The organism is Zarconia navalis LEGE 11467 (assembly GCF_015207075.1).
In the GTDB taxonomy this organism is placed as follows: domain Bacteria; phylum Cyanobacteriota; class Cyanobacteriia; order Cyanobacteriales; family Geitlerinemataceae; genus Zarconia; species Zarconia navalis.
This window is the reverse complement of sequence record NZ_JADEXN010000113.1, coordinates 1-11,252: the sequence shown is the minus strand read 5'-3', so window position 1 is coordinate 11,252 and position 11,252 is coordinate 1. Positions and strand designations below refer to the sequence as shown.

The 11,252-nt window shown below is 48.8% G+C and carries 14 protein-coding genes, 1 tRNA gene and 1 pseudogene; 2 read left to right on the top strand and 14 right to left on the bottom strand.

From position 1 onward, the window contains the following. From IQ235_RS08185 to IQ235_RS08175, 3 genes are all read right to left on the bottom strand, one after another. On the bottom strand, positions 1-248 hold a 248-nt coding region (locus IQ235_RS08185), incomplete at its 3' end, for a DUF4079 domain-containing protein (protein WP_264320990.1). Positions 249-324: 76 nt separating this feature from the next. Continuing rightward, a complete protein-coding gene (locus tag IQ235_RS08180) occupies positions 325-846 on the bottom strand; it encodes a DM13 domain-containing protein (protein ID WP_264320989.1) in 522 nt (173 codons plus the stop codon). Positions 847-1,000: 154 nt separating this feature from the next. Beyond that, entirely contained in the window at positions 1,001-1,177 is a 177-nt protein-coding gene (locus IQ235_RS08175) for a hypothetical protein (protein ID WP_264320988.1), read from the bottom strand. A gap of 147 nt (positions 1,178-1,324) precedes the next feature. Here IQ235_RS08175 and IQ235_RS08170 point away from each other — a divergent pair, with 147 nt between their 5' ends. Then, the gene (locus tag IQ235_RS08170; protein WP_264320987.1) at positions 1,325-1,525 is read left to right on the top strand and encodes a hypothetical protein; all 201 of its coding nucleotides are present in this window, start codon (positions 1,325-1,327) and stop codon (positions 1,523-1,525) included. Positions 1,526-1,654: 129 nt separating this feature from the next. Here the strand turns inward: IQ235_RS08170 and IQ235_RS08165 are convergent, their stop codons facing one another. From IQ235_RS08165 to prfC, 8 genes and pseudogenes are all read right to left on the bottom strand, one after another. Next, a complete protein-coding gene (locus tag IQ235_RS08165; RefSeq protein WP_264320986.1) occupies positions 1,655-2,812 on the bottom strand; it encodes a serine/threonine-protein kinase in 1,158 nt (385 codons plus the stop codon). A gap of 277 nt (positions 2,813-3,089) precedes the next feature. Continuing rightward, complete coding sequence (locus IQ235_RS08160; protein WP_264320985.1) at positions 3,090-4,688, bottom strand: vWA domain-containing protein; 1,599 nt, start codon at positions 4,686-4,688, stop codon at positions 3,090-3,092. Between the two features lie 152 nt (positions 4,689-4,840). Continuing rightward, positions 4,841-5,473, bottom strand: coding sequence for a hypothetical protein (locus tag IQ235_RS08155; protein ID WP_264320984.1), 633 nt, complete (start codon positions 5,471-5,473; stop codon positions 4,841-4,843). Between the two features lie 31 nt (positions 5,474-5,504). Next, positions 5,505-5,861, bottom strand: a complete 357-nt coding sequence (locus tag IQ235_RS08150) for an aspartyl protease family protein (RefSeq protein WP_319592559.1) — start codon at positions 5,859-5,861, stop codon at positions 5,505-5,507. A 55-nt stretch (positions 5,862-5,916) separates the two neighbouring features. Beyond that, on the bottom strand, positions 5,917-6,135 hold the full coding sequence (locus tag IQ235_RS08145) for a hypothetical protein (protein WP_264320982.1): 219 nt from the start codon (positions 6,133-6,135) through the stop codon (positions 5,917-5,919). Positions 6,136-6,251: 116 nt separating this feature from the next. Next, a tRNA-Thr gene (locus IQ235_RS08140) sits at positions 6,252-6,323 on the bottom strand. 128 nt (positions 6,324-6,451) lie between these two features. After that, positions 6,452-7,057: a Uma2 family endonuclease gene (locus tag IQ235_RS08135; RefSeq protein ID WP_264320981.1), complete on the bottom strand. Its 606-nt coding sequence runs from the start codon at positions 7,055-7,057 to the stop codon at positions 6,452-6,454. 249 nt (positions 7,058-7,306) lie between these two features. Further along, positions 7,307-8,883, bottom strand: a pseudogene (gene prfC, locus IQ235_RS08130) (peptide chain release factor 3). A 264-nt stretch (positions 8,884-9,147) separates the two neighbouring features. Between prfC and IQ235_RS08125 the strand changes: the two are divergent. After that, positions 9,148-9,417 carry a hypothetical protein gene (locus IQ235_RS08125; RefSeq protein WP_264320980.1) on the top strand — a complete coding sequence of 90 codons (270 nt, stop codon included), beginning with the start codon at positions 9,148-9,150 and terminating at the stop codon, positions 9,415-9,417. 70 nt (positions 9,418-9,487) lie between these two features. Here the strand turns inward: IQ235_RS08125 and IQ235_RS08120 are convergent, their stop codons facing one another. The 3 genes from IQ235_RS08120 to IQ235_RS08110 all read right to left on the bottom strand — a co-directional run bounded on the left by IQ235_RS08120 (position 9,488) and on the right by IQ235_RS08110 (position 11,226). Continuing rightward, a complete protein-coding gene (locus IQ235_RS08120) occupies positions 9,488-10,534 on the bottom strand; it encodes a Fe(3+) ABC transporter substrate-binding protein (RefSeq protein ID WP_264320979.1) in 1,047 nt (348 codons plus the stop codon). A 172-nt stretch (positions 10,535-10,706) separates the two neighbouring features. Then, positions 10,707-10,910, bottom strand: a complete 204-nt coding sequence (locus tag IQ235_RS08115; RefSeq protein ID WP_264320991.1) for a GxxExxY protein — start codon at positions 10,908-10,910, stop codon at positions 10,707-10,709. A 142-nt stretch (positions 10,911-11,052) separates the two neighbouring features. Then, complete coding sequence (locus IQ235_RS08110; protein ID WP_264320978.1) at positions 11,053-11,226, bottom strand: GxxExxY protein; 174 nt, start codon at positions 11,224-11,226, stop codon at positions 11,053-11,055. Positions 11,227-11,252: the final 26 nt, after the last annotated feature.

The window sequence follows — 11,252 nt, the reverse complement described above, 5'->3', positions numbered from 1 at the left end:
GCTTTAATAATCAGAACGTATGCCAGTGCTAAAAGAGAGATACCAACGACAGAACCTGTCAGCCAGCGACCGATTTTGACATGTTCTCGACCGACGACGGGGGGAATTGTACTTTTTTCTCCCGAGGTGACTTGTAAGCGTCTCTGGCGGGTTTGCCATGCCATATTGACCACCATGCCAACGATCGGATACACAATGGCAACAGCGATCGCGGGATGTACGAGGCGGAGAAGATCTTTTGTATCCATGTTGTCTTTTGATAGTAACAGTTCGAGTTAAATTAATTTAAAAGACTCTACTCTAAATATTTTTCTGTGGTTCTATCTACATTCCATTCTCTAAAATTTTAATATCGAGAGGCATAAAATCCGATGGTGCGGAATCATCCATCGCTTCTCGAGCGCCCAAAGTCGCGTAACCGAAAGTCACATCGAACTCCCGACACCAAATTGCCACCGAACCATACTCGCTCACATCCGTACCTTCTGGAATTTCGTAACGCTGAGTGCCACTTTTGGCTTGCAGTTCGCCGAGGCTGATATAGTTATCTCGTTCGTAACTTTCGGGGACAGCATCGTCGTGCAGCAGCACGAAAAGATCGGGGCCATCATCTGTCTTGAATTCTTCATCTAATTCGATATAAGAAATACCATTCTCCACAATAAGATGTGCCATTCCGGTTGTTTTGTGAGCGGCTTCAATGAAATCTCCTTCAAGCAAAGGTTGCTCTTTCATCAGAGAAATAGTCTCGGCTCGAACCGTCGGCTGATGAAGGAATGCAGTCCCCGCAATGCCAAGGATAATTGTTGAGATGAGGCTGAATCTTGCTAAGGGAGAAATTTTCATTTTGGGATATGTCTTAACGTTTATTTGTATTCATGGTTAGTATAAAGGGCAATATGCGATCGGGAAGTTAAATTTTAATGAGAGATACTTGAAAAAGTTCTTGAATTGTTTTAGTTAACTTTTATTCCGAATTCTTGACAGGCTGCCATAATCCCTAATAGGTATCTCTCAAGATTAGCTGGGTTTGAGTCTCTTGCTGTTGCTCGATTTGGGGTATCGCCTCCTCAGATGGACTAAAGAAAAAGATATTCTTTGAAGCTCCAGTAATTGCGGGTACACCTTCATCTAAGAATAACTGGACGCTTACGTCATCTTCTATTAGATAACTCAATGGTTAAGCGTAGGATGTGTTAGACGGCGATAACATCGGCTTGAAAATTAGATGTAAACAATCCCTCGTAACGCATCGAGAGTATAGGATGTGAGATAGATCGCTAGATCGCAGATTTAGCTCCCCCCTAAATGCTTACAGATTGATATGAAAACTGGACGCAAGGAAGAATTTGATAATTGGTTCGAGTCTGCTTTGGATTATTTGAAAGGGCAGTATATCAATCTCGATTTGTGGCTGAGTACAGAATCACTCGAAACCAAACACTGGCATCGGCTTTGGCGAATTTTTGAAAACTGCATCGAACAAAACCACCAGGGAGCAAAAGAGTATCTCATAGATTTTTAAGAGTCTATTCATGCAGCAGGGGAAGTAATTTTAGATGCTCAGAAGACTAATTACAGCGAACTGAATTGGGAAGTTAAAATGGAGCACTATATGAACTCTGGTAACTATGATTAAGACTAGCATCCGAAACTAATCGGAGAAGCGAGAAAAGCGATCGGGAAGTTTTGCTCCCTCCAACTTTGCCCCGGTTAAATCCACACTCTCCAAATTAGCCCCTCGTAAATTGGCATTCGTCAGATCTGCGTTTTTTAAAAAAGTTCCCCGCAAATCGGCATTGGTTAAATCCGCCCCTCTCAAATTGGCATTACTCAAATCGAGACTGCGCAAATCTTGCCCGCTTAAATCGCATCCCGGACAATTAGAAATATAGCGGGTTGTTGGAGAATCAGAACTCAAAAATACCCAACCTATTCCAGTAATTATTGCCATACTCAGGGCAGCAAGGCTTGCAATGGCAGCAGGTTTGAGGTTTCGGCGTTCGATGGCGTGTAATGCTTTGAGGGCAACCGCAGCGTTCGGGTAGCGATGCTTGAGATTGGGGGTAACCATCTTCTCCAACCAAGCAGCAAACCGGGAATCGAGGTGAGGAACTAAATGACGAAATTTGACCCGGTTGCTATTATCGATTAACTGTCCCGCTTCCATGGATGGTGTTCCTGTCAGGCAGCAAATCAGCGTCATTCCCAGGCTGTAGAGATCGGAAGCCGGGGTAAGTTTGCGGTTAAAGAGTTGTTCGGGGGGCATAAATCCCAGCGTCCCCTTAATCACGCTGCTGGCAGCCATTTCACCGCTGTCGGGACGAGCAAATCCGAAGTCGATTAAGTATACTCGGAGGGGGTTTCCCGACTCGATGAGGAGATTTTCCGGCTTGATATCGCGGGGAATAATCGGGGGTTCTTGCTGTTGTAAATAAACAAGGATTTCGAGAACTGCAACGGCAATTTGTTTAACTCGTTCGGGGGGAAAGGGGCGATCTGTTTTTAGGTGGGGTGCGTCTTTATATTCCTGTACCAAACAGAAGCCGTCGGGGGTTTCAAAAGAGTCGAGATACTGGGGAATTTGGGGATGGTTGAGTTGTTGGAGGAGGGCGATTTCTCGATCGTGGGCTTGATATTCCGACCAATTCGCCCCCTCGCGGGCAAACTGGAATTGTTTGATAACTACCGGTTGTTGGCGATCGCATTCCGTTGCCAGGTAAGTGACTCGTCCCCCCATGCGGTTAGTACCGAGAGGGCGATCGATTTCGTAACCGCGATCGGAAAATTTTTGGGTTTCTAAGCTATCCATTGGAAAAATATTAGATATTAGATTTTAGATTTTAGATTTTAGATTTCTGGCATTTTCCCACGTGAGTCAATTGTAGGGTGGGCAGTTTTCATAACCGAAATTCAACGTTTTTAACAACATCAAACTGCCCACCAATCTCGAGGAGATTCCATCTTTATTCGGACTTGTACGTACGCGCACCGATTGAGTCGCTGTGGTGCACTTCGTTCCTCAACATACCCTACACAATCTACACAATCTGTTGCTAATTCTGCCATTACCCACCCCAAAACAACGCCTACTTCACCAATTTTTCGCTACTTTGAATCAACCGGATAAACTCCGCCCGGTAGCCATCAAGATCGACTCCTTGAGACTCTTGCGCCAAGTTTAACGCCTGTTCCAAACTCGCATCTCCTTTATAAGGCGAATCCCGCAAAATCATGCCGTAGCTGGCAACAGCGGCGGCAAACTTGAGGTTCTCCGAAGCCGTCTCGAAACTTCCGCCCTCATCGGCAACCGTAGAAGAGAGTAGTTGAGATTCGCTGCCTTGGGGTTCTTTATAGCGTAAATTCACCTGCATCAAAGCGTTATCTTCAAAAGAGATATCGGGGTTCGGTTCCGGGGCTGGATTCTCGGCAACTTCCACATCCAAGGGGGCGCCCACGGGAATTACCTCGTAGAGTGCCGTAACGGTATGTCCCGCCCCCAGTTCCCCGGCATCTTTGGTATCGTCTTCAAAATCCTGAGTTTGCAACCGCCGATTTTCGTAACCGATGAGGCGATAGGCTTGAACTTTTTCTGGGTTGAACGCCACTTGAATTTTCACATCTTTGGCAATGGTAAGTAGCGTTCCACCCATTTCCGTCACCAAGACTTTTCTCGCTTCCAACTCGTTATCGATATAGGCGTAGTTGCCATTCCCTTTATTCGCGAGTTTTTCCATTTTCGCGTCTTGCAAGTTGCCACTGCCAAATCCGAGAGTGGTGAGAAACACGCCTTTGTCCCGTTCCCCTTCAATCAGCTTCACCAATTCCGTATCGCTGGAAATGCCGACGTTGAAATCCCCATCGCTGGCGAGAATGACGCGATTGTTGCCCGCTTCGAGGAAGTTTTCCTGGGCGAGTTTGTAGGCGAGTTGGATGCCTTCGCCGCCTGCCGTCGAACCGCCCGCATTCAGGTTATCGATCGCCTCTAAAATCGTTTCTTTCTCGCTACCGGGAGTCGGAGGCAACACCACGCCAGCCGCCCCGGCATAGACGACAATACTGACGCGATCTTCGGCATTTAACTCGTTGACGAGCATCCGAAATCCCGATTTGAGCAGGGGCAATTTATTCGGATCGTTCATCGAACCGGAAACATCAAACAAAAAGACGAGGTTGCTGGGGGGCAGATTTTCCGAAGCGATTTTTTTCCCTTGCAAGGCGATGCGAACCAGTTGATGTTTGGAGTTCCAGGGGGTGGCGGCGGTTTCTGTATCGATAGAGAAGGGGCGATCGTCCGTGGGTTGGGGATATTCGTAGGTGAAGTAGTTAATCAGTTCTTCAATGCGAACGGCATCTTTGGGGGGACGCTGGCCGTTATTGATGAAGCGGCGAAGGTTGCTGTAGGAGGCGGTATCGACATCGATCGAGAAGGTAGATAGGGGATTGCTGCCAACCAACTCGAAGGGGTTATCTTCGATCGCATCGTAGGTTTCCCCGCTGGTGGGTTCTGCGGGTTCTGGGGCGGCTTCGGGTTCGACGGGACTTTCAGCGCTTTTGGAGAATTGTTGTTGCGGTGGGGGTGCGCTAGCGGTTTCTGCACGATCCGCGCCGCTGTGTTGCGCGCCGCAACCTGCGAGAAGGGCAGCTAGTCCCAAAAATGCGATCTCTTTTACTCGAAAGGGTTTCATCCCATACCTCCAAATACCTTGCCGACTTTCGACTAAGATAGCTCAGGGATTCGGGAGGAGATGCTGGCGTTTCGGTTTTGGTAACGGTTAGAGGTGATGTGGATTTTCAATTAGACCCGAAATCCGTCGTTCCAGTGCATGGTTTGACGCTCTTATCTGACTTCAGCGAATTGGTTGGCAATTGCATCCACGACTAGTTGTAGCGGTTCGCGGATGCAATCGGTCAAAGATGAACGAAATGAGTTGACCGCACAGGAGATGGAAATCGTAGCGAGATCGGCCAGAGACAATGGTGAATATGAATCGCCTGTGAGCGAAAGCACACAGTGCTCCGCAGATTCGATGGCCCACATGCCAGGTTCGTTGAACCAAAAATTCTCGTAGTCGTCGTGATACCAATGTAGTTGTTTCGTTAGATCGACCGTCTGTTGTGCGTTCGATTTATGTTCTTGTATGGGATTATCCAACCAAGTTGCGACGGCAGCAAGCTGCTTGTTTGGCGGCTGAGAATCGAGTATTGATTCACAAGCAATGTTGGGTGATTCAGCCAACCATTTGTCCCAGTATAATTTTGACGTTTGAGCCGCAGCAAAGGTTGCCACAACAAGATGACGATGACTACTCGTCGCAAGTTGGTTCATCCACTGCTGCAAGTTTACAAGCATAGGCCTAGGACCAAGCCACGAATCATCTGCATCGTGCGTCTTCGCAAGCCAATCAAAGTCTGGAATCCGTCCGAAAGCTGGCATCAAACCATTACGAGATCGCTGATTATTCGACTGCACATCACTTCACGATCGACAAACGCTCTTTTCTTCATTGCTGTTTGGGACGGACTTCAAATTCAGAACGTGTACGGAAGAAGCAGACATCAAACTCGATAAAGAAATTCGCTTGCCCCAAGATTAAAGGTACACTGGTTGCTTGTGTCCAAGCAAATGCCAGGTTAACCCTTGGGAACGAACTGACTTGAGCGTTAACAACAACTGCGCGAGCTTCAAACTGAGCCAAGTTCCCCGCCAATACAACCGAGATCGTTTCCTTCTCCCAGATTAAACCCAGTTGCTGTCCCACCTCATAGGGTAAAACATTAACGCTCGCACCTGTGTCCAATAAACCTTCGACGTTCGAGGATCGATCGTTAGAAATAAGCGTCAAAGGTAAGTATGGCATTCGATCTACCATACCAAGGCTACGATCGATGATTTTGTAGGGAAATCTTTTAGCGTCAACCATTCTCTTCAGGTTGCTTTGTAGCCAAGAGATTCATCAGAACATTAGCAGCCTCAGAGCAATTGTATGGCGACCAGACCGGATATTCTCGGTTCTCAACCAAGAAGTTAGCATCTTCTTCTTTGACCAGTTCTGTTGCCAGAAATTGCATTAACCGAAGTTTGTCAATTTTTGGCAGCACCTGAATTTGTGATATGAGTTCAGCTAATGACATTTGATAATCTCCTCGCCTAGGGTTTCATGAAAGAAAACGATCGCCTTCTATTAGATGTATAAAGGCGATACTAATATAACTACGATCGCAAATAATATATTAATTTATTACCTAAAAGCTGGTGACAAGATTTGAACTTGCGACCGGCTGATTACAAATCAGCTGCTCTACCACTGAGCTACACCAGCACACACTCCATGATAACCGATCGGAATCGATCGGGGCAAGGGAAGCTTTGAGGCGATCGGGAGGAAAAACGATTGAGAATCGATCGTCTGCGTCTGTGCTTCTTGGGTCTCCTCTAACCTAAAATATCTTAACGAGGAAGAACGTCATCTAACTGTAGCTGTAACGCAGGAAAGAGCGGCGAAGCAACGGCCTCTCCCGATCGATACTGTTTCTGGCGATACTCGTCTCCATCCAATTGACAGACAGTGAATGTCGGCTGTTTGGGTTTGCCGATAAAGGCGATGCCACCGAGTCCGCGAAAATCGACAATCCAGTATTCCGGTATCCCCAGCAGCGCGTATTCTTCGACCTTACGAGCGTAATCGGTTTCCCAGTTGGTGCTGACCACTTCAACAACGAGCTTAATAGAACGTCCCAGGGTAATAACAGGTTCTCGCTGCCAAAGGGGTTCGCTCCCCAAAACGGTTTCATCGAGAACGATGACATCGGGACGGCGCGCGGTGGCTGCATCGGCAAAGGGTTGAATCAGGCAAGTGCGAGGAATAAACCAGGGAAGCCGAGCATCGAGAATCGCCATGCCAATGCGAACGGCGAGTTTTCCGCCAACGGCTTCGTGGGGGCCTGTCGGTTCCATATCGATGAGTTCTCCATCGGCGAGTTCGTAACGGGGGTTATCGCTGTATCGATCGATGAATTCATCAACGGTAAGCAGTTTTGTGGGGGTGTACGGCATTTTTTCTCGTAGTGTTTCTTCCTACCTTGACAGACACACTTCTACTTATCCTCTCCGCGTCCGGAGCGTCCTCGTATCTTTTTGAGGCTGTCCAAGGGCTTTGCCATTCAATAAAATACCTCCCTCGGTCAAAATATGTGGGTAGGGGTCAAGCGCGCAGCCATGCCGTTCGCGTAGCGTCTCCGCAGGAGATAGGCTATACGGCTGTTGACCCCTACGACTGGTATATTATTTTCCCGCACTTTCCAACTACACCGAAGCGGGTTCTTGGCCCGACACCACCGGCGCGATCGCACTTAACTTCAAGTCCGGACAATCCCCCTCAGTTTGAGCGACGTTCCACTCGTTCCGAAACAGCAGTACCGGACGGTCCCAGCTATCTTTGACGGCAACGGTATTGAACAAGCGACCGGCTTTTTCCAGGGCTTCCCAACCCCCCGTCACCCACCGGGCAACAGAAAAAGGTAACGGTTCCAAGCGCGTTTCCACGCCGTACTCGTTCTGCATCCGGAACTGCACCACCTCGAACTGAAGCTGCCCCACTGCGGCCAAAATCGGGTCGCGTTTGGATTCATCCACCGAATACATAATTTGCACCGCCCCTTCTTCGCGCAACTCGGCAACTCCTTTGCGGAACTGCTTGAATTTGGAGGGGTTGACGTTGCGTAGATAAGCAAACAGTTCGGGTGAGAAACAGGGAATCCCTTCGTATTCGAGCTTTTTGCCTGTATAGATCGTATCGCCGATCGCAAATACGCCGGGATTGTTCAGACCGATCGCATCTCCAGCATAGGCGGTTTCGATCGAGGCTCGATCTTGGGCGAATAGCTTTTGCGGTCGGGAGAGGCGGACGGTTTTGCCCGTGCGCGCGTGCTGCACCACCATATCTTTTTCAAACTTACCGCTGCACACCCGAATGAACGCTTGAAAACAAACCCGGTAAATTCCTCGTAGGTGGGGGAAACCTCTCCAGATGTACTCGGACGCGCACCCGGTTCCAGGGCATACTCGATAAACGCATCGAGAAACAGTTGCACCCCGAAATTGCTCATGGCGCTGCCGAAGAAAACGGGAGTCATTTGTCCGGCGTGGACGGCTTCTAAATCTAACTCGCCGCCCAATTCTTCGAGGATTTCCAACTCATCTTTGAATTGGTGGTATAAGTCTTCTTCGAGCAATTCTTCAATGCGGGGATCGCCGAGTTCGAGAACTGTATCGGTCGCGGCCTTGCTACCGTGGGCCGTACGTTCGAAAAGGTGAATCTTGCGCCCCCGTCGATCGAACACCCCTTTAAACCGATCGCCCGTACCGATGGGCCAAGTCACCGCATAGGTCGCCAGTCCGAACTCTTTCTCGATCTCATCTAACAATTCGAGGGGGTCGCGGCTGGGACGATCCATCTTATTAATGAAGGTGAAGATGGGGACCGATCGCATCCGGCAGACTTCAAATAGCTTGCGGGTTTGGGGTTCGAGTCCTTTTGCCCCGTCTTCGAGCATCACGGCATTATCGGCCGCAGTCAGAGTGCGATAGGTGTCCTCGCCGAAATCTTGGTGTCCGGGGGTATCGAGCAAGTTCAACTGTCGATCGCGATACTCGAACTGCAACACCGTCGAGGTAATCGAAATTCCCCGTTGTTGCTCCATCTCCATCCAGTCGGATGTGGCGTGGCGCTGCGCTCGTCGTGCTTTCACCGAACCGGCTTGGTGAATTGCCCCTCCATACAGGAGAAGTTTTTCCGTGAGGGTTGTTTTTCCGGCATCGGGGTGCGAAATAATCGCAAAATTCCGACGGCGATCGACTTCGGTTTGTAGTTCGGCAGTCATTGGGGCGCGATCGGTTGGAGTAACTGGAGCGCTTAAAGTGTAGCAAATTTCGCTCCGATCGACCTAACTCTTGAAGAGATGAGTGGTACGAAGTCTATTTTTAAATTTTAGGCAAATTTCTGCAAAGCTCTGAGCATTTGCTTCAAGTCTCTCAATCGATCGTCTTCGTCTTTTGTCTCGACGAGCGGCACTCACTTAAAATACTTTAAAGAGAGCTTGGTTTGAAAACATTTCTAGCTCTGTGGAGAGCGATCGTACGGTCTGATGAATGTCATTGGGGACTTGCGGGTTAATAACGATCACGTTACTTGGCTTCTAGAACACGGGTTGTTTGCTGGGTACTTTATTTCTTTGCAGATCCCAAGGGATCTGCCATACAATTTCGGTCTCGATCGACTGCTTACCCAATTTCTCCAAGCATTGAGTGTAATGAGTTTAGCTCGATCGGAAACATTGATGAGGCTACGGACTGTTGCGATCGTCTCTTACTGCCAAGTCCACGCCTCCAATCTTAATGAAAAGCCAACTCAATAAAGACGGAGTTTAGATAATGGCATGCTGCCAATAGCGATACGATCGACTCGCGATCGCCTCAAATCGCCGCCTACGAGACCCAGCCGGCCTCTTCCATCAGACTGATGGCGGTTTCGAGGTTCTCGCCGTATTGAGATACGTTTACCGGGTCGCCAGAGAAAGTGCCTAAACCATCCAAGACTGGGTCGATGCTTACTCCCGGCACAGCGGGATACTCGTTATTGCCCATCGCAAAGTAACTCTGAGCTTGCGGACTGGTGAGATATTCGAGAAACGCGATCGCCGCTTCTTTATTCGGCGAATGTTTGAGCAAACCGCCACCGCTGACATTAACGTGAGTACCTCGTTCTCCCGCACCTTGATTGGGGAAGAACATGCCCACTTTTCGCGTCACTTCGCGATCTGCCAGGTCATCGGATTTGAGCAGGCGCACGTAGTAATAACTATTGGCGATCGCAATGTCGCCAATCCCTTCAGCACAGGCTCGGATTTGCCCCGTATCGTTGCTTTCCGGCTCGCGAGCGAAATTCGCTGTAAAGCCGTTTAGCCACGCCTCAATCCCTGCTTCACCGTGGGCGGCAATCAGCGATGCAATTAGAGAGCGGTTGTAGATGTTGCTCGATGGGCGAATCAGAATCCTGCCGCGCCACTTGGGATCGGCTAAGTCTTCGTAGGTAGAAAGTTCCGAGGGGTTGACCCGGTCTTTATTGTAGAAAATCACCCGCGCCCGCTTGGAAAAGCCGAACCAGTGACCGTTGGGATGACGTAAATTGGCGGGAATTTCGCGATTGAGAATTTGGGAATTGACCGGTTGGAAAATACCGGCACGATCGGCTTTCCAGAGGTTGCCCACATCGGTAGTTAGCAGGACATCCGCAGGACTGTTTTGACCTTCAGTCTCGATCTGCTCGATGAGTTCGCCCGCTTTACCCTCGACGAGATTAACCGACCCCCCAGGGAAGGAAGTATAGAGAGCTTCGTTGGTCTTGTAATGGCGAGATGAATAGAGATTAACGGTCGTTCCCTGAGCGCTGGCACGGGGAAACTTCCCCAACATAATGGCAGTCAGTGCCGTACCGCCCACCAGAAACGTTCGTCTTGTAACTTTTGGGTTCATGAGTTCGAGTTGAAACGATTTAAGACTGTTGCCTCTTAATGTCAATAGTCTCTGAGACATTGAAGCATCTACTCAGACTAATTGCAAGTTATTTTCATTTGTAGTTGAGGAGAGGGTCGATCGCAAAGGCACAAAGGCCACAAAGGTTAATTCTTGAGGTTAATTCTTGAGGTTAATTGTTGACGAGGCGCTTAATACCCTGTTTGAGGACGGGGACATTGAAGTTGATGAGTAGACCTAACCAAAGTTTTTTCAGTTTCAAATAGGTGAGTAACTGCGCAGAATGAATGGGCTGCAAACTTTCGACGGCTTTAAGTTCGACAATAACCAAATCTTCCACCAGTAAATCCAAACGATAACCGCAATCGAGGTGAATGCCCTTATAAGCTGCTACGCATCTAATTTACTCGTTTTGACTGACGCGGGGACGCACCGGACGCACCGGACGCGGAGACGCGGAGAAGACTTGAGCATTTTTATCTTGCACCCGAGAATATACGATTTAAATGCGCATTAGCTTAAATTACTGGCTGTGGCACTTGTATCTCCACCCGAATTCCCTGCCGGGATAGCTCGTACTGCAAACAAGTTTCATAAGCCGACTCCAATAACCCCGGCCCCAACTCCCGATGCACCGCGATCGCCGCACCAATAATCAAATGCGATAACCGATTTGCCTCTGCCCGACTCATCCTTAGTGTCCTTAGTGCCTTTGTGG

What these genes read in the sequence shown, in the direction of transcription:
- IQ235_RS08180 (WP_264320989.1), bottom strand. Translation starts at nt 846, where the DNA reads ATGAAAATTTCTCCCTTAGCAAGATTCAGCCTCATCTCAACAATTATC.
- IQ235_RS08170 (WP_264320987.1), top strand. Translation starts at nt 1,325, where the DNA reads ATGAAAACTGGACGCAAGGAAGAATTTGATAATTGGTTCGAGTCTGCT.
- IQ235_RS08165 (WP_264320986.1), bottom strand. Translation starts at nt 2,812, where the DNA reads ATGGATAGCTTAGAAACCCAAAAATTTTCCGATCGCGGTTACGAAATC.
- IQ235_RS08160 (WP_264320985.1), bottom strand. Translation starts at nt 4,688, where the DNA reads ATGAAACCCTTTCGAGTAAAAGAGATCGCATTTTTGGGACTAGCTGCC.
- IQ235_RS08150 (WP_319592559.1), bottom strand. Translation starts at nt 5,861, where the DNA reads ATGCCATACTTACCTTTGACGCTTATTTCTAACGATCGATCCTCGAAC.
- IQ235_RS08145 (WP_264320982.1), bottom strand. Translation starts at nt 6,135, where the DNA reads ATGTCATTAGCTGAACTCATATCACAAATTCAGGTGCTGCCAAAAATT.
- IQ235_RS08135 (WP_264320981.1), bottom strand. Translation starts at nt 7,057, where the DNA reads ATGCCGTACACCCCCACAAAACTGCTTACCGTTGATGAATTCATCGAT.
- IQ235_RS08125 (WP_264320980.1), top strand. Translation starts at nt 9,148, where the DNA reads ATGAATGTCATTGGGGACTTGCGGGTTAATAACGATCACGTTACTTGG.
- IQ235_RS08120 (WP_264320979.1), bottom strand. Translation starts at nt 10,534, where the DNA reads ATGAACCCAAAAGTTACAAGACGAACGTTTCTGGTGGGCGGTACGGCA.
- IQ235_RS08110 (WP_264320978.1), bottom strand. Translation starts at nt 11,226, where the DNA reads ATGAGTCGGGCAGAGGCAAATCGGTTATCGCATTTGATTATTGGTGCG.